17 protein-coding genes, 1 tRNA gene and 1 pseudogene are annotated in these 20,945 nt (G+C 45.3%); 10 read left to right on the top strand and 9 right to left on the bottom strand.

All coding sequences use genetic code 11. From position 1 onward, the window contains the following. Positions 1-103: pseudogene (locus RYL88_RS04980) on the bottom strand (IS1595 family transposase); the annotation flags it as partial. Between the two features lie 337 nt (positions 104-440). Between RYL88_RS04980 and fdhD the strand changes: the two are divergent. The 4 genes from fdhD to RYL88_RS04960 all read left to right on the top strand — a co-directional run bounded on the left by fdhD (position 441) and on the right by RYL88_RS04960 (position 4,080). Continuing rightward, positions 441-1,223 carry a formate dehydrogenase accessory sulfurtransferase FdhD gene (gene fdhD / locus RYL88_RS04975; protein WP_314989460.1) on the top strand — a complete coding sequence of 261 codons (783 nt, stop codon included), beginning with the start codon at positions 441-443 and terminating at the stop codon, positions 1,221-1,223. Continuing rightward, positions 1,216-1,983, top strand: a complete 768-nt coding sequence (locus RYL88_RS04970) for a LysR family transcriptional regulator (RefSeq protein WP_314989458.1) — start codon at positions 1,216-1,218, stop codon at positions 1,981-1,983. The genes fdhD and RYL88_RS04970 overlap by 8 nt, the downstream gene beginning before the upstream one ends. 27 nt (positions 1,984-2,010) lie before the next feature. Continuing rightward, complete coding sequence (locus RYL88_RS04965) at positions 2,011-2,199, top strand: hypothetical protein (protein WP_004320751.1); 189 nt, start codon at positions 2,011-2,013, stop codon at positions 2,197-2,199. Between the two features lie 555 nt (positions 2,200-2,754). After that, positions 2,755-4,080, top strand: a complete 1,326-nt coding sequence (locus RYL88_RS04960) for an aminotransferase class V-fold PLP-dependent enzyme (RefSeq protein WP_314989454.1) — start codon at positions 2,755-2,757, stop codon at positions 4,078-4,080. A gap of 228 nt (positions 4,081-4,308) precedes the next feature. On the opposite strand, the gene tupA is transcribed toward RYL88_RS04960, so the two are convergent. Then, entirely contained in the window at positions 4,309-5,127 is an 819-nt protein-coding gene (tupA, locus tag RYL88_RS04955; RefSeq protein WP_314989452.1) for a tungstate ABC transporter substrate-binding protein TupA, read from the bottom strand. Between the two features lie 75 nt (positions 5,128-5,202). On the opposite strand from tupA, the gene tupB reads away from it, so the two are divergent. From tupB to fdh3B, 6 genes are all read left to right on the top strand, one after another. Then, entirely contained in the window at positions 5,203-5,895 is a 693-nt protein-coding gene (gene tupB / locus RYL88_RS04950) for a tungstate ABC transporter permease TupB (RefSeq protein WP_314989450.1), read from the top strand. Positions 5,896-5,988: 93 nt separating this feature from the next. Beyond that, positions 5,989-6,942 (top strand): tungstate ABC transporter ATP-binding protein TupC, encoded by a 954-nt coding sequence (tupC, locus tag RYL88_RS04945; RefSeq protein WP_314989448.1) that lies wholly within the window; start codon positions 5,989-5,991, stop codon positions 6,940-6,942. A 300-nt stretch (positions 6,943-7,242) separates the two neighbouring features. Next, positions 7,243-7,968: a molecular chaperone TorD family protein gene (locus tag RYL88_RS04940; RefSeq protein ID WP_314989446.1), complete on the top strand. Its 726-nt coding sequence runs from the start codon at positions 7,243-7,245 to the stop codon at positions 7,966-7,968. After that, entirely contained in the window at positions 7,955-8,131 is a 177-nt protein-coding gene (locus RYL88_RS04935) for a twin-arginine translocation signal domain-containing protein (RefSeq protein WP_009496297.1), read from the top strand. Before RYL88_RS04940 ends, RYL88_RS04935 begins: the two co-directional genes overlap by 14 nt. A gap of 47 nt (positions 8,132-8,178) precedes the next feature. Continuing rightward, on the top strand, positions 8,179-10,989 hold the full coding sequence (locus RYL88_RS04930; protein ID WP_314989463.1) for a formate dehydrogenase subunit alpha: 2,811 nt from the start codon (positions 8,179-8,181) through the stop codon (positions 10,987-10,989). 1 nt (position 10,990) lies between these two features. Then, a complete protein-coding gene (gene fdh3B, locus RYL88_RS04925) occupies positions 10,991-11,632 on the top strand; it encodes a formate dehydrogenase FDH3 subunit beta (protein ID WP_314989444.1) in 642 nt (213 codons plus the stop codon). Between the two features lie 251 nt (positions 11,633-11,883). On the opposite strand, the gene RYL88_RS12695 is transcribed toward fdh3B, so the two are convergent. The 7 genes from RYL88_RS12695 to hemE form a co-directional block, all read right to left on the bottom strand. Then, complete coding sequence (locus tag RYL88_RS12695) at positions 11,884-14,127, bottom strand: molybdopterin oxidoreductase family protein (protein ID WP_369011029.1); 2,244 nt, start codon at positions 14,125-14,127, stop codon at positions 11,884-11,886. Between the two features lie 172 nt (positions 14,128-14,299). Continuing rightward, on the bottom strand, positions 14,300-14,599 hold the full coding sequence (locus RYL88_RS04910; protein ID WP_314989441.1) for a hypothetical protein: 300 nt from the start codon (positions 14,597-14,599) through the stop codon (positions 14,300-14,302). Beyond that, the gene (locus RYL88_RS04905; RefSeq protein ID WP_314989440.1) at positions 14,580-15,554 is read right to left on the bottom strand and encodes a hypothetical protein; all 975 of its coding nucleotides are present in this window, start codon (positions 15,552-15,554) and stop codon (positions 14,580-14,582) included. Before RYL88_RS04905 ends, RYL88_RS04910 begins: the two co-directional genes overlap by 20 nt. 615 nt (positions 15,555-16,169) lie before the next feature. Then, positions 16,170-16,244: transfer RNA gene (locus tag RYL88_RS04900), tRNA-Asn, on the bottom strand. Positions 16,245-16,603: 359 nt separating this feature from the next. Further along, entirely contained in the window at positions 16,604-17,509 is a 906-nt protein-coding gene (locus RYL88_RS04895; protein ID WP_314989437.1) for a radical SAM protein, read from the bottom strand. 488 nt (positions 17,510-17,997) lie between these two features. Then, positions 17,998-19,950, bottom strand: a complete 1,953-nt coding sequence (locus RYL88_RS04890) for a methyl-accepting chemotaxis protein (RefSeq protein WP_314989435.1) — start codon at positions 19,948-19,950, stop codon at positions 17,998-18,000. 19 nt (positions 19,951-19,969) lie between these two features. Continuing rightward, on the bottom strand, positions 19,970-20,945 hold a 976-nt coding region (gene hemE / locus RYL88_RS04885; RefSeq protein ID WP_314989433.1), incomplete at its 5' end, for a uroporphyrinogen decarboxylase.

The following is a 20,945-nucleotide window of genomic DNA, read 5'->3' as shown; positions in this document are numbered from 1 at the left end:
TCTTTGATGCTTCTATATCTTCTGTGAAGTACTTTAGAATTTCTCTAAATTTCTTCTCTGAAATTCGGGAACGGATTATATATTTGTTTTTCATCGAACTCATCGCAACTTAATGCTCCTTATGTTTGCATTAAGTTGCGATGAGCCTATGATTTTTCAACATTTAACCTATATACAGCAAGTTATGCGCGATCCAATTCTAGCCTTATGCTATTTTTATTATTCCTTCATTTCTTATGCAAATGATAGATAATGATAAAATCGTAGTCAAAAATATCTTAAGATATATGCTAAATTCGCATATATAAATCATCATCGGATACCGATAAAAACGCGCTAAAATACGTTTAAGTTTTTGCTTGATTTAAGCAAGATTTCACTACAATCAAATCTTAAATTTAGATTTTCAAGCTATCATTTCGCAAAAATTAAGGAAAATCATGCAACCTATTTTTACGACCCAAATCACCAAATTTAAAGGCGCGCAAAAAAGCGCCGTTGATGATATTTTGGTGCGCGAGATCAAGCTTGAGATCTACATAAACGGCAAGCGTTTCGGCGCGCTCATGGCGACTCCAACTGATCAGGAGGCGCTAGCTGCGGGCTATCTCATCAGCGAAAATTTGATCGCAAGCCCTGAGGATATCGAGAGTATAGAGCTCTCAAGCGACGCTTTAAGCGTGCGGGTAAAGGCTAAAATCAACGAAAAACGCCTCGAGCAGTTTGACGAGGAAAAGGTGATAATCAGCGGCTGCGGGCGTAGCTCGACGGCAAACATCGACCCTGAGGCTATGGCGGCGCGCTCTATAAAGGCCGACGTCAAATTTAACAAAGACGAAATTTTACGCCAGATGGGGCAGTTTTACACGCAGTGCGAGCTTTACGAGATGACGGGCTGCGTGCATACGGCCAAGCTTTTCGTGAGCGGCGAGCAGTTTTACATCGGCGAGGATATCGCTCAGCACAACACCATAGACAAAGCCGTCGGCAAAGCTATACTAGCCGGCGCGCAGCTGCAAAATTCGTTTTTGATGGTGAGCGGCAGGCTCAGCTCCGAAATGGTCGCAAAAGCCGTCATGCACGGCATCCCCGTGCTAGTCTCGCGCACGGCTCCCACTAGCCTTGGCGTCGTGATAGCGCGTAAATTTAACCTCACGCTGTGCGGCTTTGCGCGCGGCGAAAACATAAACGTATATAGCGGCGCGGAGAGAATCTATGAGTGAGCAAATCCGAGAACTGATAACAAAACTGCTAAATCCAAAAGGTAGGCTGGACTGCGGTGCTGCGTTTAAGATCGCCGCAAAACTGGGCGTAGAGGTCGGCGAGGTTAGCGACGAAGCCGAAAAAATGGGCGTAAAGATAGATAACTGCGAGCTGGGGCAGTTTGGCGGGCTGGAAAACGGACGCGGCAAATACACCGTGATGACGCAGCTAAAACAGATGACCGACGAAAAGGGCAGGATACTGTGCAAAGACGCTAGAGACGCGGCTGCGGGCGTGGGGCTAAAGACGATCCGCTCGACGCTAAAAGACTATAAAATCGACGTAAAATACTGCCAGCTGGGGTGTTTTAAGGAGAAGAAAGGAAAAAAGATGAGAGTAAAAACCAAAACTTGGATAGAAAACGACGAGGGCGAGCTGATATTTGGTAAGGGCAAAACCGAAGTCCTAGACGTCATCGCCGAGGTCGGCTCGATCTCAAAGGCCGCCGAAATCCTAGGCATGAACTATAAAAAATGCTGGAATCATCTGCAAATTTTGCAAAAAAATCTAAAAGAGGAGCTCTTTACCACCAAGCAAGGCGGCGGCGAAAACGCCGGCACGACGCTAAACGAGCGCGCGCATGAGCTCATAAACGCTTACAGACAGCTACAAAACGACATCGAGGACTTTGCGGATAAGCGCTTTAAGGAGCTATTTTTGAAAAAAGACGGCGAGAAAAAGGACTCGGCCAAAGACGACGCAAACGATAAAAAGAAATAAAACCACATGAAATTTAAGGGAGAAAAAATGTACGTAAAACTAAACGATAGGGTCTATCTAAACAAAGATAAGATCACTAGAATAAAGGTAGATAGCGTCCAAGACGGTATCAGGATTCGCTTCTACGAGGGGCAAAATCAGGTCGCTAAAAGCGGACGCTTCGAGAGCGAAGCAAAAGCTATCGAGTGGCTAGAGAAAAATTTTATAAATAAATAAAATTTCCGCCCTCGCAAAGGGTCGCGAGCCTCTGCGGCTAGCGTCTCTTTGCCTTAAAAATTCGCAATGAACGTTAAATTTGCCGCTTGGCGATTAAAATTCTAATTTTTAAATTTAGTGCTTAAATTTCCTCCGCAACGAAGTCGCCGCAAGCAAATATCAACTCAGAAAATCAAAAATCGCTTTTAAAATTTCAGTTTTTGTTTTGTAAATTTTAAGCTCGCAAACGACGCGAGTAAATTTGACCGATAAATCAAAACGCGTCCTCATCGTTACTCAAATTTGGCTTGGCCTCGAGGCCAAATTTGTCTATTTTCCGCGCCAAAATTTAGGGCAAAATTTAGCTGCAAATTTTAAAATCAGCCTACAAATTCGCTACCAAATTTTAAATGCAAATATCTTTTAAATTTGAGCAAATCGCCGCGCGGCAAGTTTTATACAGCTAAGCGCAAATTTAAAATAATAGCCCGCAAAATTAGCTTCAAATTTCCCAGAAAAAGCCCTAAATTTGCGAAAATTTAATATAATTACCGCATCAAATTTAAAGAGTAAAAAATGGCAAATTTAGACGAAATACGAAAAAATATCATCTTAAAACTGGGCGTGCATTATTTTGACTACACTGCTTCGGGGCTTGCTTATGAGCCCGTAGAGCGCGAGATAGCAGACGCCCTCAAAACCTACGCCAACACCCACTCCGACAGTAGCTCCAGCGCCATCATCACGCAGCGGCACTACGAGGGCGCGAGAGAGAGCCTAAAAAAGCTGCTAGGGCTTGACGAGCGGTTTTGTCTCATCGCTTGCGGACAGGGCGCGACGGCTGCGATCAAGAAATTTCAAGAGATACTCGGCATCTACCTGCCGCCTGCGACCAGAGGCGCGATCGGCGAGGCAAATTTACGCGCCGCGCGGCTTCCGCTCGTGCTCGTTTCGCCGTATGAACACCACTCAAACGAGCTTAGCTTCCGCGAGGGGCTTTGCGACTACCTGCGCGTGCCGCTTAGCGAGTCCGGCGAGATCGATCTGCTAGCACTTGAGCGTATCTTGAAGATTAACGCGGGACGCCGCATCATCGGCTCGTTTAGCGCCGCCTCAAACGTCACGGGCGTCATCAGCGATTATAAAAAAATCAGCAAACTAATCAGAGCCGCGGGCGGTATCGTGGCCTTTGACTGCGCGGCGCTCGGCTCGCACGCAAATTTAGATTGCGACTATTTCGACGCGATTTTCCTCTCGCCGCATAAGCTACTCGGCGGAGTCGCAAGCTGTGGGCTTTTGGCGATCAAAAAGGAGCTACTTAACAGCGACGTGCCGACATTTGCCGCGGGCGGGACGGTCGCCTACGCTAGCCGCGAAGGGCACGTATTTTTGAAAAACCCCGAGCAGCTAGAGGAGGGCGGTACGCCGCCCATAATCGGGCTCATGCGGGCAAATTTAGCCTACGCGCTGCGAAACGAGGTGGGTTTTGAGAGGATAAAAAGCGCCGAGGACGAGCTCGCGCGACTTTTTGAGAGCGAGCTAGCAGGCATAGACGAGGTCATAAACTACGCTCCAAAGGGCGCGCCGCGGCTGCCGATAATTTCCTTTAACGTGCGCGGCGTCTCGGCGTATGATTTCGCTGCGAGCCTTAGCAACGACTTCGGTATCCAGACGCGCGCGGGCGTGATGTGCGCGGGCCCGTACGCTCACGATCTGCTGGGTATCAAGGAGGGACGCATGCCAGAGAGCAAGCCCGGCTTCGTGCGCGTGAGCCTGCACTACACGCACGCCGAGCAAGACGTGCTCTATCTCGCAAGTGCGATAAAATCCTGCATCAAAAAGCACCGCGAGCTTTGGGGCGAGGAAAAGGCGATGTATGAGATGTTCGGCGGGAAGATTTAAATTTTAGCGGGTTAAATTTGACTCGCGAAAAGGTCAAATTTGAGCAAACCAAAAATATGCGGTCAAATTTGAAATTTAACTGCGTAAAGATACGGGTTTTGGCGGTCAAATTTGATTAAATTTAAAAACTGAAAAGAGTAAATTTAAGTAAAGGAAAAGGGTGCAAAGTGCGCCCGAATCACGCAAATTTAAGCCATAAATTCGACTCAAATTTGCGCGTAAATAAAATTAGTTCTTGCGAGTATTCGCGTCAGGCGTGAAAAGCGGCTTATCTAGCAACTTAAAGTCGCCGATAAACTTCTGACCCTCTTCGCTCGTTGCCCACTCGATAAATTTATTTGCGTTTTCGATGTCGGCCTTAGCGCAGTGCTTCGGATTTACCGCGATTAGCGAGTAGAAGTTCTTTAGGTCGTTGTCGCCCTCGTTGATGATGATCATCTCGGGCGAGCCTTTTTTGGTGTCCTCGTACTTGATATAGGTGCCGCGGTCGGTGAACGTCACGCCCTTTTGCTCGGCTGCTGCGTTAATGGTAGCTAGCATGCCTTGGCCTGTTTGCATGTACCAGCCGTCTTTTTCAGGCACTTCGCCGACGATTTTTTTCCAGATACCTTTTTCTTTGTTGTCGGTACCTGATTTATCGCCGCGAGAGAAAAATTTGATATTCTCTTTTTTGATTAGCTCAAAACTCTCTTTTATGTCTTTGCCTTTAAATTTATCTGCGATCGATTTATCGGCGATGACGACGAAGTCATTGTACATTACGGCTTTTCTCTCTACGCCAAAGCCTTTTTCTACAAATTCTTTTTCAACTTTTGGCGAATGCACGAAAAGTATGTCCGCATCGCAGTTTTCGCCTAGTTTTAGCGCAGCTCCCGTGCCTACGGCAGTCCATTTGATATCGACGCCGGTTTTTGCCTTATACGCAGGATAGATCGCGTCTAGTAGTCCCGTATTATCGGTGCTGGTAGTGGTAGCCATGATGAGTTCGCTATCGCCCGCAAACGCCAAAACGCTCGCAACTAGCGAGCCTAATATTACTTTTTTCATTTTTCTCCTTTTTTAAAAAGTATGCTATTATAGCACATTAAATTAACACTTAAGAAATATGCAAGGAAAGAATATTTGGATTTTTTACTAAACGGATTTTTGGAGGCTTTTAGGCTGCTTTTTAGCGGCAACGAGGAGACGTATTCGGCGATCAGGGCGACGCTTTACACTTCGAGCGTTTCGATATTTTTTGCGATTTTAGTCGGTTTTCCGCTTGGATTTACGCTGGGATTTTATGATTTTAAAGGGCGCAGGATTCTTAGGCTACTCAGCGATACGGCGCTTGCAATGCCCACTGTTGCGATCGGACTTATTTTGTATGCATTTATCACGCGAAACGGCCCGTTTGGCGAGTTTGGACTGCTTTTTACGCTAAAGGCCGTTATGCTCGGCCAGTTCGTGCTGGCTCTGCCTATCATCGTCTCGCTAAGCGCCAGCGTCGTGGAAAATATGGACAAAAAGCACTACCTAACCATCCTAAATTTACGCCTGAGCCCGCCAAGGCTCGTTGCCTGCGTGCTTTACGAGCTAAGATACGCTTTGATGGTGGTCGTAGCGACGGCGTACGGGCGCATCGTGGCTGAGGTCGGCGTCGCGATGATGATCGGCGGAAATATCAAATATTTTACCCGCACGATCACGACCGCGGTGTCGCTGGAGACGAACAAGGGCGAGTTTGCGATGGGTATAGCGCTGGCTTTGGTGCTCATCTTTATCGCATTTGCCGTAAATTTGACGATACACGCGCTAAAAAGGCTTGACCGATGAAATTTGATAAATTTAGAAATTTTACGCTCGCAAAAAGCGGGCTAGGCGCGTCAAATTTGAGCCTTTGTGCAAATTTAACGAGAAAGGCGCAAAGTGATAAACGTTAGAAATTTACGCCTAAACTACGGCGCAAGCGAGATTTTAAACATCCCGCACCTTGATATCGACGTTAGCAAAATCACTGCGCTAACGGGCAGTAACGGCAGCGGCAAAAGCACGCTAATGCGAGTGATTTCGTTTTTACAAAAGCCCACTAGCGGCGAGGTGCGGCTGTGGGGAAGCAGCGCGCCTAGTCTAAATTTACTGCGCGACGTTAGCGTTTTGCTACCAGAACCCGCGCTTTTAAAACGCTCCGTGAGGGAAAATTTTAAAGCCGTTTTAAAAAGCCGCGCAGTGCTAGCGGAATTTGACGAGCGAGCGAGCGAGGCGTTAAATTTGGTCGGGCTTGACGAGAGTTTTTTAAACAAGCGCCACTTTGAGCTAAGCTCGGGGCAGACGCAGCGCGTTAGCTTTGCGTTAAATTTGGCGCTTAGATCTCGGCTTTATCTACTCGATGAGCCGACAAATAGCGTGGACGTGGGCACCTCAAAGCTGTTTGGCAAGGCGGTGCTTTATATGCGGCAAAGATACGGCTGCGGCTTTGTGATCGCTAGCCACGACGATAAATGGCTAAGCGCGGTAGCCGAAGAAAACGTCTTTTTGCACAAGGGTCGCGTGTGCGAATTCGAGTACAAAAATATTTTCGACGCGCAGGGCGGGGTTTTAAAATTTGACGAAAACGCGAGCGTAAATTTGCCGCAAAATTTACGTAACTCCGTAAAGATCGCCGTAAATCCAAGCAAAATAATGCTAAGCAAAACGCCGATAGAAGGCTATTTTGAAGGCATCTTGCACTCGGTTTCGCTCTATCTTGGCAAAGATCTTTTGGTAAAAATCAAAATCGGCGACTTTTTGATAAAAACCCTGGCGCCCAATTCGCAAAAATTTAATATCGGCGAGAGGATTTATTTTAAATTTGACGAAGGAGCGTTTTTGGGGCTTGAATGAGCCTCAAATTTTGCAAATTTCGCTTCAGGTTTTAAATTTAGGCTCGTTTAGCGCCCGTTAAAATAGCCTAGTTAAAAGTAAATATCAAAAAAAAGAGTAAATGCAAGATATATGCGTAAATTTCATATTTCTTTTATCCCCTAAAACTCGCTATAAGCAATATGCAACTAAGGCATATTTAAGCGTATATTAATTTTTTTGATTTAATTTTTTTTAAGTATAAGAAATAAGCCAAAAAGTAGTATAGTTTCACAATCGAGAAAAATCTCAAAAAATAGATAAAAATGATAAAGGAAGGCAATGACTAGCAAGGGCGAATTTGCGGCGGGACGCGGGCTTTACTACTCGCTATTTTCGCGTTTTTTCGTTTTTAGCCAGGGCGCTGATAGATTTAGCGGCGTAAATGCGATGCTAGGCCTTGCCTCAGCGCACGCTCTAAACGAAGAATCGGCCGCCGCGATAATGCGCATTCAGGTAAAATTCGACGAAAAAAATCCGCAAAATTTAGCGGATGAATTCGACGAAATTTTCCACGCTCTGCCAAGTCCGCTTAGAAACTCGCTGTCCTACTACGATGAGGGCTACGAGGTTGGACACGCCTGCGCTAAAGTGCGTAAAATTTTAGCCCGCACCGACCTTAGGCGAGATGAGGCTAAATTTAAAGAAAACGAAGACAACGTGGGTTTCGTGTTTGCGCTGATGAGCGAATTTATCGCGCGCGTGAGCGAGCAGGAGCTATACGGCGAGCTTGAGGAGCAGCTTTTTAAAGAGATCATAAACCCAAACATCGACGAGTTTATAGAGAGTCTTTTTAACCACGAAAGCAGCGAAATTTATAAAGACGTCGCAGTGCTTTTGCAAGGATTTATAGAGTTTGAGCGCGTAGTTTTAAGCGCGCCTCGTCCTATAAATCAAGGCGAAAACAAAAAGACCTTGGACGGAGTTTCAAGATCTGAGGCCATAAGAAGGCAAAAAAACCGAGTGAGAAAGCTAAAAGCTATGGAGGAAGAAAATGCAAAAAAATAGGCGAGAATTTTTAAAAAAGGCGGGGCTAGTCGGCGCGGTAGCGGCTACGGCCGGAGTAGCGACGGCAGCGGCGTCAAACCTAAAATACGGTAAAAGTAAAAAGACCGAAGTGCTTTATAAAAGAAGCAAAAACTGGGATCTATACTACGAACAAGCGAAATAATAAAAATTTAAGAAAGGATAAGTATGTCTGAGGCAAATTTACGTCTTATGCCCCACTCAAACGCAGTCGGGCGAAGATCGTTTTTAAAAATGGCCGCGCTAGCGGGCGTAGCGGGCAGCATGAGCGGACTGGCCGCTAGCGGCGTAACTAGAAGCGCCACAAAAGAAGAAATGGCAAATCCGTTTCCAAACTCTAAAATCGTAAAAACTATTTGTACGGTTTGCTCCGTTGGATGCGGAGTGCGCGCCGAGGTAGAAAACGGCGTTTGGGTACGCCAAGAAGTAGCCCAAGATCACCCGGTAAGCGCTGGCGGCCACTGCTGTAAGGGTAGCGACGTCATCGATATGGTGCGCTCTCACTGTCGCGTAAAATACCCGATGAAAAAAGTAGGCGGCAAATGGAAACGCATCAGCTACAAAGAGGCTCTTGATGAAATCGGCGCCAAACTAAAAGCGTATCGCGAAAAAAATCCAGAGCAAGTAATGTTTTTAGGCTCTGCAAAAGATTGCAACGAACAAAGCTATTATATAAGCAAATTCGTAGCGATGTTCGGGACTAATAACTTAGATCACCAAGCCCGTCTTTGACACAGCTCTACAGTCGCCGGTGTGGCGAATACTTGGGGTTACGGAGCTATGACAAATCATCTTGGAGATATCCAAAACGCGAAGTCTATCTTTATAATCGGCGCAAATCCGGCGGTAAATCACCCGGTCGGCTTTAGGCATTTTCTAAAAGCGAAGGAAAATAACGGCGCAAAGCTAATCGTGGTCGATCCAAGATACACTAGAACGGCTGCAAAGGCTGATTATTTTGCTCAAATTCGCACCGGCACGGATATACCTTTTATGTATGGCATGATGAATATCATCTTTCAAAACGGCTGGGAAGATAAGGAATTTATAAACGATCGCGTCTACGGTATGGATCTGATCCGCGAAGAGGCTGCCAAATGGACGCCCGAAGTCGTAGCCGATGTTTGCGGGATCAAAAAAGAGACGCTTCTTGAGATAACCGAAGTTTATGCCAAAAATCGCCCGGGATCGGTCGTTTGGGCGATGGGTCTAACTCAGCACACCATAGGCAGCTCAAACACTCGTATCGCTCCGATCCTGCAACTAGTGCTAGGAAATATGGGCGTATCAGGCGGCGGCTGTAATATCCTGCGCGGTCACGATAACGTTCAGGGCGCGACGGATATGGCAAATTTGCCGACCGAGTTACCCGGATACTATCCAAAAAACGAGGCCAACTGGAAATACTTCGCTAAGATGTGGAAGGTCGATTTTGAATGGCTCCAAAAGAATTTCGTTAAGCCTGAAATGATGTTTAAGCCCGGATTTACGCTGTCAAAATGGTGGACGGGCGTGCTTGACGGTAAAAACGGCAACGAAGCCGTAGATAATGCCGGCGACAGCATAAAAGCCTTAGTAGTAATAGGCAACGGTATCACATCAACCGCGCAACAAGTAAAAGTAAAAGAAGGCCTAGATGCGCTTGAGCTTTTAGTGCTGGTAGATCCTTTCGTAAACGATGCCGGCGTGATAACTGACAAAAAAGACGACGTCTATATACTGCCTGCGGCGACGCAGTTTGAAACTAGCGGCACGGTCGTAGCGACGAACCGTAGCGGCCAGTGGAGAAGTCAGGTCGTGGAGCCTTTGTTTGAAAGTATGCCCGATCACGAAATTTTGTTTGAGCTTGCCAAAAGGCTAGGCTACTATGACGAGCTAACGCGCACGATCAGAGACGCCGAAGGTAAGATCGAGTGGCCTGAGGTCGCTACGCGCGAGATCGCAAATATAATAAAAACTATAGGCATGACGGGTTGGACTCCGGAAAGGCTCAAAAAGCACCAAGAAAACTGGGATAAATTTGACGAAAAAACAAGTCTAGGAAAACCGGGCACCGTAGTCGAAGGCGAATACTACGGTCTGCCGTGGCCGTGCTGGACGGAGGATCATCCGGGCAGCCCGATACTTTACGATATAAACAAGTCCGTTAGACAAGGCGGTATGGGTTTTAGAAACCGCTTCGGCTTAGAGCATAACGGAGTTAGCCAATTAGCCGCAGACGGTAGCGCGCCAGTAGATTCGTTTGTCAAGGGCGGATATCCGGAGATCAAAAAAGATAACATCGAAAAGGTGCTAGGCATCACGCTAACCGAGGATGAAAAGGCTAAAATAGGCGGCAGCTGGATACATGACGATAGTAATATCATCGCTAAAAAATGCATGGAGAAAAACATCGCTCCGTACGGCAACGCGCGAGCTAGGACGATCGTTTGGACTTTTGCGGATCAAATTCCTCTTCACAGAGAGCCGCTGCATACGCCTAGATTCGATCTAGCGCAAAAGTATCCAAGCTTTGAGGATAAGAAACTTCAAAACCGCGTCGATACGAAATTTAAATCCGTCCAGCTAGCAAAGGACTACTCAAAAGAGTTTCCTATCATCCTCACGACGGCTCGCCTCGTAAATTTTAGCGGTGCGGGCATGGAGACGAGAGCTAGTATGTATCTAAGCCGCTTGACGCCTGAGATGTTTGCGGATATCCACCCTGAGCTTGCGGCTAAACACGGCATTCAAAACTGGGATTTCATCTGGGTTCATTCGCCTGAAGGTACTAAGGTTAAGGTGCGCGCCAGAGTGGTACCGTCCGTTAAACCCGACACCATCTTTATGCCGTTTCATTATGCGGGTTATATGCAAGGCGTTGATATGACGGGTAATTTCCCGGAAGACACCAAGCCTTATGCGGTAGGCGAGAGCGCAAATACCGTCACTAACTACGGATATGATATAAACACTCAGATTCCTGAAACCAAAAGCGGTCTATGCCGCATAGAAAAGGCGTAAAATGAGCGAATTTAACGATAATAATAGACTTAAATTTTACTGCGACGACGATAGATGTATCGACTGTAACGGCTGTGCGGTGGCTTGCGACGAGGCTCACGAGCTGCCTCTTGGCATCCGCCGCCGCCGCGTCATCACGCTAAACGAAGGCGTACCAGGTAAGGAAATATCAACCTCGATAGCCTGCATGCACTGCGAGGAAGCGCCGTGCTCGCTGGTTTGCCCGGTTGATTGCTTTTATATCAGGAGCGATGGTATCGTGCTACACGACAAAGATATCTGCATCGGCTGCGGATACTGTCTGTACGCGTGTCCGTTCGGCGCGCCTCAGTTCCCGCGCGAGGGAGTGTTTGGCGCCAAAGGCTCGATGGATAAGTGCACGATGTGCGCAGGCGGTCCGCTACCGACGAATAGCGAAGCCGAGCGCGAAGAGTACGGCCAGGATAGAATTTCCGAAGGCAAAGTGCCGGTTTGTGCGGCGATGTGCTCGACAAAGGCGCTGCTAGTAGGCGAATCGGCTATGATAGAAAAAATCTACGGCGATAGAGTCAAGGCTCGCGGCTACGGCTTTAAAGACCTAAAACAAACTCCAACCTGGAAGCTCGCCTACTACGCGGGCGACAGACTTAAAATAAAATCTTAAAATTTAGCTCGCTCTCGCCGAGATTGCGGGGCGAGTAATCTCATCAAATTTGACGCGGTTTGTCTGCGTCAAATTTGACTCACGCTTCTTTGATTTCATTAAATTTTATATGGATAGTTCGTTAAATTTGACTCACACTTCTTTAGCTTTATTAAATTTTTACGCGGTAGTTCGTCAAATTTGAATGCGGGTAAATTTAAAATAAAAATGGATAAATTTAAGTAGAAAAAGGGCGGTCTCCCGCCCTAAATTTACGCTCTAACAGGCGACAAATACGGATTTGCCGAGTGCATCGACATCTCGTTTTGCTCTCTAAATTTGATAAATTCCTCTTCGCTTAGACGCCTGATGTTTGCTATCGTCATCTTTAGCGGCGTGATGCCCGAGAGCGGATCGGGATCGCCGGCGTTTGCTAGCTCGTTGCCGTCGGCCTCGCTATAGTGGAAGGTCGTAAATATCGTGCCTTCTTTTAGATCCGGATTTACGCGCAGCTTGGCCGCGATCTGGCCGCGTTTGTTTTGTACGAGCGCGTAGCAGCCCTCCTCTAGTTCCCTCTCGCGAGCGATATCGGGACTCACCTCTATGAGCGCGCCCTCGATGCCAGCACCGTATTCAAGAGCCGGACACTCCCTAGTCATCGTGCCGGTGTGGTAGTGATAGACCTTGCGTCCGGTCGTAAATAGGCACGGATATACCTCATCAGGCACCTCGCTAAGCGCGCCGCTACCGACTGGGTAGCCCTCCGGGATATTCATCTTGGCTCTAAATTCGGCCTCAGCCTTTGCTCGCTTCTCTTTATCGTCTACGTAAAGTACCGGCGCGAAGCGGAATTTGCCGCCAGGCAGCATGGACTTGTGATCTGCGTAAAGCACCGGCGTACCCGAATGCTCCTCGTCTGGGCACGGCCAGCTGATACCGCCTAGTTTGCCTAGTCTATAGTAGCTGATGCCGCCGAAAAATTTAGGCATAAGCTCTCTTAGCTCGTTCCAAATTTGCTCAGGGCTCGCAAAATCAAACCCCTCTAGCCCCATGCGGTTTGCGATGTTGCAAACGACCTTCCAATCAGGCTCCACGCCGCTAACGGGCTCGCTAGCCTTGCGCGTGCGCTGGACGCGGCGAGAGGTGTTGATAAAGGTTCCGTCCTTTTCGCCCCAGCCCGCGGCAGGTAGCACGACGTCGGCCTTGTGCGCGCTCTCGGTAAAGAAAAGATCCTGCACGATAAAGCAGTCTAGGTGATGTACGGCGTGGACGAAGTGCTCGGTCCAAGGATCGCTCATTACGGGGTTTTCGCCGTAGACGTAGAGGACTTTTAGCTCGCCGCTATCCATTTTATCGGGCGCTTGCGTTAGCTTAAAGCCCGGAACCGGATTTAGCTCAAAGTGCCATACTTTGCGCGCTTGCTCCTGTGCATAAGGGTTGTTTACCGCGCCGGCCGGGATGACGTTAGGCAGCGCGCCCATGTCGCATGCGCCTTGGACGTTGTTTTGACCACGCAGAGGATTTACGCCTGCACCCTTTTTGCCTAAATTTCCGGTTAAAATGGCCAAATTTGATAGCGAAAAGACGTTTGACGTGCCGTCGCTAAACTGGGTGATACCCATCGTGTAGCAAATCGCCGCCGCGCCTGCTTTAGCATACATTCTAGCTGCCTCTATGATGAGCTCTTTTTTTATACCGGTTTCGCGCTCGAAACGCTCAGGCGTAAAGTCCTTAACCGCTTCTTTTAGATATTCAAATCCCTCGGAGTACTTCTCGATAAATTCGCTATCTTGCAAATTTTCGGCAATGATTACGTGCATCATCGTATTTAGCGTTTTAATATTCGCTCCGATCGGGATTTGCAAGAAAATATCGGCTTTTTTAGCCATATCGGTGCGCTTTGGATCTACGACGATCATCTTGGCACCTCGCTGAAGGCCGCGCTGCATCTGCATAGCGATGATCGGGTGACACTCGCTCGTGTTGGTACCGATTAGTAAAAATACGTCCGTATCGGTCGCAAATTCTACCAAATCATTAGTCATCGTTCCGTTTCCTAGCGTGCTGGCAAGACCTGCCACTGTAGGAGCGTGTCAAAGACGTGCGCAGTGATCGACGTTGTTGCTGCCCTGGGCGCGGAAAAATTTCTGAAAAACGTAGTTGTCTTCGTTATTTGAGCGCGCGGAGCTAAAGCCCATGATCGAGCTTGGGCCGTATTTTGCGACGGTGGATTTAAATTTATCCGCGAGGAAATCATAAACCTCCTCAAAACTCACTTCTTCAAGCTCTCCGCGCTTGTCGTAGACGCCGTTTAGCTTTCTCATAATCGGACGGCTTAAGCGTTTAGGAGAGTTTACGAACTCCCATCCGAACATTCCTTTTAGGCAAAGCTCGCCATCGTTTACGTGGTGGTCTTTGCTAGGTTTAGCATCTACGATTCTACCGTTTCGCACGATAAGATCGATGCCGCAGCCCGTACCGCAATATGGACAGGTGGTCTTTACGATCTCTTCCATTTTTGCTCCTTTCTGGTATTACTGAAATTTATGAGATTATTATACAACGGCAAATATAAATTTAGTTTTAAAATTAGTATATTTTTTTAAGAATTATTTAAGTAATATGCAAATTTAGCATATTACTTTTTTGGGCTAAATTTGTCTTTAAAATCGTATTTTGAAAGTAAAATCACATATTGGTTATTTTAGTAAAATTAGATAGTCTATCAGCGTGAGGATTTAGAAGCCCGTTTTTAAACAATCTATCGATACCAAAAAATTTTTCTAAATATTGTTGTTTGGAAAAATTTAAATTTATATTTTTATCGCCATATTTTCTATTGGCGTAATACTCATTAACTATTTCATCGCCTTCGGGTCTTTTATTTCGCCCCCATATATAATAACTTAATACTTCTAGCGGATAGTCGCCGTTTAAATCAATCGTTTCGCCGTCTTCCTTAGGCAAATCATTTGCTTTCGGTTCCATTGTCCTCTCCTTGCGAGTTAAAATTTATCTTATTCTTTTGATTCTTTAAATTTTGGTATTGCTTAAACAAAGTCTCTATATCTTTATAGGAAAATACATGACTATCGAACAATACATCTTCTTCGCTCATTTTCTTCTTCTTATATATAGGTATGTAATAAAAGAAATAAGAGTGATCGCAATCGATTTTCTCTTTATTATTAAACCAATTAATTTTATTCTTGATATGTATGTAGTTATAGCAAAAAGATTCTATATCCGCTTTTTTATCTCCAATTAATAAATTTTTGAAAATTGGCTTCAAAAGTGCATGATAGCAATTTTTATTCGTAATAATTATATTGGATTTAATATCTTTATTTTCATTAAACAAAGAGCTCATATTCATTTTATTTGTGAATACAAAATCGGTAAATAGGCCTAATTGATTAAAAGCGCCATCCCCAAACCTCATATATATAAAATTCTCTATAAAATTTCCATCTTCGTCAATCAAATGCTCTTGCTCCCAAGGATAAAAGAGTCGTAGTTTTAAAACCTCGTCGTTTTCTACAATCTCTTCGGCGTTTTGTATAGGTTCGCCGTTTTTGCAAATTTTAGAACCCAGATCCATTAGATAATCAAAATTTAGTCTTTTATCAAGCTTCCAAAATTCGCATCTATCATCGGGATATTTATCGCCGTTACACCATGAAAATCGTACTCTCTCACAGCCGTTTTTGTCTAAGTGAATATCCGCCATCTTGCCGAAATCCCTTCGCGAATAATTATCTAAGTAGTGAAGCTTTTTTAGGTAATCTTTTAAATTTAACTCTACGATCTCTCTTTGCGTCAGGTTTTTATCGCTAAAATCAATCGCTTCTAAGATCGCTGAAATTTTATGAGCGGGCAGCAAGGCGATAAATATGCAAAGCCAGATTAGAAAAACTATTATATAAAAGTATTTTAGACGCAAATTTGCTCCTATGCGGTATATTTATTTTGGCTCAATTAAGCTTAAGCGGATCTTTTCTTATCATCTTTGATAAAAGTATGATAGAAAGTTTTTGTATATTTTGCTGCTATTATATCTAAACTATACTTTGCTAGGCTTGTAGCTGCATCTTGAAAAGCTACAAGCGTAGCGAACTTTAATCAATATCAAAGCAAAGCTTCTAGGCGAGCTTGGAAATTTCACCGCTAAATTTGCTTATTTTTTACACTCTTTAGACATAAGAATTCTTATTTTTCTTTTGATATCTTTGATACTTCTATATCTTCTGTGAAGTGCTTAAAATTTCTCTAAAATTAGATTCAGAAATTCCTAAATGGACTATATCCTTATTTTTTAACTTCGCTACACTTGCTACTTTTTAAGAATATAGTTCTCATCGCAACTTACTACTCCTTTGCGTGAGCTTAAGCTAAAGAGAGCCCAAGGCATTTTAGATTAATTTGCAGCACATAACAAAAAGCTAGAATACTAAAAAATTTTGGGAACAAATAGGGAACAAATTTAATAAAACCAATGAAGCTTAAAACTTTTGAAATATCGGCAAAATCAGGATCTCAAAGGGATTTTCAATATAGATGGCTCCGGATGCTGGATTCGAACCAGCGACCAATCGGTTAACAGCCGACTACTCTACCGCTGAGCTAATCCGGAATATCTTAAATAAAAGAAATCGTATTATATATAAAAGCGCCAAGTTTGTCAATAAATTTTAGCTTAAATTTTCAAAAAAATAAAGCAAGTCCAGTAACACAAAATCAAGTCCGTAAAAATTAAGCGTACCAAAAGCGATACGAACCGCATTTGCGAGCTGTTTCAAAACCAAAATAGATATTTCCGTGCCTTAAAATCTATCGTGAGCGAGTCGCGCCAGCTGATTGCAAACCTCTTCTAGCTCACTTTATATCAAGCCCATCCAACCTACCGCGCAAAGACGCAGTCGCATCTAGCAGCACAGCGCAAGGCTAATCCGATGCGTCGCTTGGGACTAAAACCAGCGACAGAGCATAAATCTAGACAAGTTTATAAAACCAAACCCCTGCGACATTTATTTTTTTTACCTTTTCTTGCGCTAAAAGTTCGTCTAAATTTCGCTTTGATCCCTCAGAAAAGCTGCTCGCAGCGTCATTTTCGCTTTGAGGACGGCGTTTTATTAGTTCCAGCAGTTCATCTTTGCTAAGATCGAATTTTTCGCCGCTATATTTTGCCGACGCGATGACGCAAGGCGCGCCCGTTATCAGCGAGGCCAACTCCTTTAAAACCTCGGCACTAACGCCTTTTACTGGGTATGCGGGCGGGCGGTCTATCGTGCTAATATCCACGCGGTTTGGCAAAATTTTATTAACCGCATCATTTAGCGCCCTAAATTCTGCCGCCGTATCGTTTAATCCAGACACGACTAAAATTTCAAGCACCAGCTCGCCTTTAAACTCTCGCCTAAATTTTGCCATCGCATCAATAAGCTCGTTTACATCGGTCCTTGCTCCGGTTCGGTCTATCCTCATAAACGTCTTTTGCACCGCGCTATCAAGGCTAAATTTGACGATATCAAGCTCCTTTAGAGCTTCGCAAATTTGCGGGTTTAGCGCGCCCGAGCCGTTTGAGAGGATGAGGGTTTTAGCGGAGCCTTTTATCAAATTTAACTCTCGCGCAAGGCATGCTAAATGCGGATATAACGTAGGTTCGCCGTTTGCCGTGAGCGTGATGACGTCTATGTGCGGATGTGCGGCTAAAGCGGTTTTTACTTCGGCCGTCACCTGCTCTACGCTTGGCGGATCGATGGCGGCAAAGACGGGCTTGGCGGCGGTTAGCTCACAGTAAACGCAGTCGAAGTTACAGCATTTTTGCGCAGGCGATAAATCGACGCCCAGAGACGTACCGAAGCGACGCGAGCTAACGGGACCAAAGACTATTTTCATTGATTTTCCTAAATTTAAGATGCGCGATTATACCTAAGACGAAGTAAATTTTAGATCCGTTACGAAGTTTGGAGATATCTCGTAAATTTAATTGCCAAAGATTTGCCTGCCCGGCTTTGCTAAATTTAGCTTAATAGAGTTGATACATTTATACTTTGGCGCTCGCCGTTTAATGCCAAAAATATAAACGATAATTCGGTTTAGATTTATACATTAATCGTCAAAAACCGCAAGTTGGAAAAAAGGCTAAAAAGCGTTAAATTTAATTTTACACAGGCTTAGGCGCAAACAAATACGGGCGCTATCGATGTCGGTGCGCTAAATTTAAGCTCGGCAAACAAAAAAGATTTAAGAAAAAGCCTGGAAAATGGCGGCCGAATTTCATAAATAAATATAGCCTAAAGGCGGCAATCAAACATAAATTTAGCGCTATTTAACAAGTAAATGTGCGAAGCGGGCTTAAATTTACAACAGCCCGCTTCCTTAAGCTAAAATTTCTTTTTTCTCACGTCCTCGACGATTGCCTTAGCCATACTATCGACCTCGGCGGTTACGGCGCTCGTATCATTTGCTACTCTGACGTTTTGTTTGGTTAGCTCGTCAACCTCAGCCACGCCTTGATTTATCATATTTATAGCTTCGCTTTGCTCCCTAATGCTCTCGCTCATCTCGTTGATGCTTTGGGCTAGCACGTTTGCGTTAGCTTCGATTTCGCCCAGGCTCTTTTGAGTTCGTTCGGCTAGTTTTCTGACCTCATCTGCTACGACGGCAAAGCCGCGTCCATGTTCACCTGCTCTTGCTGCTTCGATAGCTGCGTTTAGAGCGAGTAAATTCGTCTGATCGGCTATATCGCGGATTATGACGATGATGTTTTTGATCTCTTCGCTTTGGCGAGTTACGTCCTCGGCTTTTTGACTAATAGCGCTCATAGAGCTAGACATCTCTTCGACTGCGGCGGCACTTTCTTGTAAAGAATTTGCCTGCAAACTAGCGCCTTGAGTGACTTGCTGCATCGAGCGAGCCAAAAACTCCGCCTTTTCCTCAAGAGTGTGCGCCTGTTGTAAATTCGTTCTTAGCATACCCGCTATCTCGTCGCCCAGAGCGTTGATACCGGTAGCCATCTTGCCCTCATCGTCAAGCCTTTTAGTAAAGTCTTGCTTTTTAAAGCTTTCGAGTAAATTTAACACGTCGTCGCCGTTTGCCGCTATAGCGTTTTTTAGCGCGATTTGTAAATCTTTAAACGTCTGCTTTAGCTGACTAAGAGCCGGATTTGAGGTATTTGCGTTTAGCTGAGCCGCATAGTTGCCCTTGCCGATTTGATTTACGAATGCGTTTGCCTCGACGATAAACCCGTTTTGCTCCGCCAAATTTGCCTCGATTTGCTTGATATTCTCGTTTATCAGCGCGCACATCTGTCCGATCTCGTCGCTTCCGCCGCGATTTAGAAGCTGAGCTTTATCTGTTTTGTTGTTTAAAAACTCGAAAAATCTAACCAACCCGCTTTTAGTCGAGTCGATGCCGGAGATTAAATTTTTGCCGATTAAGATAGATACAAGCAGCATTAGCGCGATACAAACCGCGATAACCGATACGCTAACGATCATCTGAGTATTCGCGTCGCTTTTTATTTGCTTCGCGTCCTTTTGCATACCTTCTAGCAGCTTTAGCTCAAGTTCTCTCATTGCGTCTATAGAGATGCTTATCTTTGAAAACCATTTAGGCGCATCATAAGAGGCGTCCTCGGTAGCTACGACGTTTTTTATGATATTCATCGCATCGTTAAAGTCTGCCTTTTTTCTAGCGATATTATCAAATTCGTCGCTAAATTCTTTAGGATTGTATTCGTCGAAGTCTTGCATAAATTTGTTTATGACGCTATTTAGCGCAACTACCTTGTTATAATCCTCTTTACTTATGCTTTTTTTAGTAAAGACTCCGTTTAGCGTAGCTCGCAAGATACCGAAAGACTCCTTTATCTCGCCTACGATAATAATGCGCTTTAGATCGTCTACAAGGCTAGGCTCGAGCTTGTCGCTATAACCGTTTATCGCGATAACCTCTTTTCTTAAAATATTCGTTATGCGGCCGATTGGATTATCGCCGCCTTTTTGATCGACCTCGGAGCGGATTTTAGCTAGCTCGGGAGCTATTTCGCTTTTTTCGGCTAGCTTTTCAAGCGCTGCGTCTACATTTTTTCGCTGTGCCAGTAGCTTAGCGTTATCTCCGCCCGCTAGCACTCCCGAGCTAAATCCTCGTTCCTTTTGCAACTCGTGAATGAAACTGTTTTGATTCGTGATCGTATCCACGATTTGCTCGCTATACTCGGCTTTTGCGCGAGTTTTTGCGATACTGTTTAGCATATAGGCGCTCATTATGCCAAGCCCCAAAAGACCGACGATAGCTATCGTCATGATCTTAAATTTGATACCCAGATTGTTCATTTCCCCTCCTTATTTTACGCTATCTTGCGCTTTTTTCTTGTACTAGTTTGATAAAGTATTTCGCGTTTTCTACCGGGACGTCGGGCAATATGCCGTGTCCGAGATTAAATATATGAGGCGCGCCCTTCATCGTCTGCAAAATTCGTTCCACGCCCGTTTCAATCGCCTTTTTATCGTAAAGACGAGTAGGCTCCATATTGCCCTGAAGGACGTAGCGAGGGCTAAGCTTTGCCTTAGCAAGCGCTAAAGGCGTGCTCCAATCAACGCCCAAAACCTCGAAATTTCCGGAAATTTGATCCAAATATCCGCTAATCCCCTTTGGAAATACGATAAGCGGAATATCCGGAAACTCGGCCTTGACGCTATCTACGATACGCATGATATACCTCCAGCCAAACTCCATATACGCGCTATCTTCAAGCGCGCCCGCCCAGCTATCGAAAATTTGCACCGCATTTACTCCGGCTCTGATTTGACGCTTGACGTAGAGCGTAAGCGCGTCTGCGACCTTAGCTAAAATTTGATGCAAAAACTCCGGATTCGTATAAAGCAGTTTTTTGCAAACGGCGTAAGTTTTTGTTCCGCCGCCTTCTATCATATAAGTAGCTATCGTCCACGGCGCTCCGCAAAATCCGATGAGCGCCTTGTCCGCGCTTAAATTTTGCCTCGTAAGTCCGATCGTATCATAAACGTAAGATAAATTTTCTACCGCCTTATCTACGTCTAAAGCGTCCAAATCCTCGGCGGTTTTTATAGGATTAAAAAAAACGGGTCCCTCGCCTTTTTCAAAGCGCAGATCCATACCCATCTCAAGCGGGACGACTAGGATATCGCTAAAAAGTATCGCCGCATCCACGCCTAAAATTTCAACCGGCTGGATCGTGACTTCGCTGGCTTTTTTATAATCCTTGCAAAGCGATAGAAAATCCCCCGCCGCAGAGCGAACTCGCATATACTCGGGCAGATACCGACCCGCCTGGCGCATCATCCAAACG

It is taken from the genome of uncultured Campylobacter sp. (assembly GCF_963517995.1).
Lineage (GTDB): Bacteria > Campylobacterota > Campylobacteria > Campylobacterales > Campylobacteraceae > Campylobacter_A.
The sequence above is the reverse complement of the archived record's forward strand: the minus strand, read 5'-3'. Positions and strand labels throughout refer to the sequence as shown.

What these genes read in the sequence shown, in the direction of transcription:
- fdhD (WP_314989460.1), top strand. Translation starts at nt 441, where the DNA reads ATGCAACCTATTTTTACGACCCAAATCACCAAATTTAAAGGCGCGCAA.
- RYL88_RS04970 (WP_314989458.1), top strand. Translation starts at nt 1,216, where the DNA reads ATGAGTGAGCAAATCCGAGAACTGATAACAAAACTGCTAAATCCAAAA.
- RYL88_RS04965 (WP_004320751.1), top strand. Translation starts at nt 2,011, where the DNA reads ATGTACGTAAAACTAAACGATAGGGTCTATCTAAACAAAGATAAGATC.
- RYL88_RS04960 (WP_314989454.1), top strand. Translation starts at nt 2,755, where the DNA reads ATGGCAAATTTAGACGAAATACGAAAAAATATCATCTTAAAACTGGGC.
- tupA (WP_314989452.1), bottom strand. Translation starts at nt 5,127, where the DNA reads ATGAAAAAAGTAATATTAGGCTCGCTAGTTGCGAGCGTTTTGGCGTTT.
- RYL88_RS04940 (WP_314989446.1), top strand. Translation starts at nt 7,243, where the DNA reads ATGACTAGCAAGGGCGAATTTGCGGCGGGACGCGGGCTTTACTACTCG.
- RYL88_RS04935 (WP_009496297.1), top strand. Translation starts at nt 7,955, where the DNA reads ATGCAAAAAAATAGGCGAGAATTTTTAAAAAAGGCGGGGCTAGTCGGC.
- fdh3B (WP_314989444.1), top strand. Translation starts at nt 10,991, where the DNA reads ATGAGCGAATTTAACGATAATAATAGACTTAAATTTTACTGCGACGAC.
- RYL88_RS04910 (WP_314989441.1), bottom strand. Translation starts at nt 14,599, where the DNA reads ATGGAACCGAAAGCAAATGATTTGCCTAAGGAAGACGGCGAAACGATT.
- RYL88_RS04895 (WP_314989437.1), bottom strand. Translation starts at nt 17,509, where the DNA reads ATGAAAATAGTCTTTGGTCCCGTTAGCTCGCGTCGCTTCGGTACGTCT.
- RYL88_RS04890 (WP_314989435.1), bottom strand. Translation starts at nt 19,950, where the DNA reads ATGAACAATCTGGGTATCAAATTTAAGATCATGACGATAGCTATCGTC.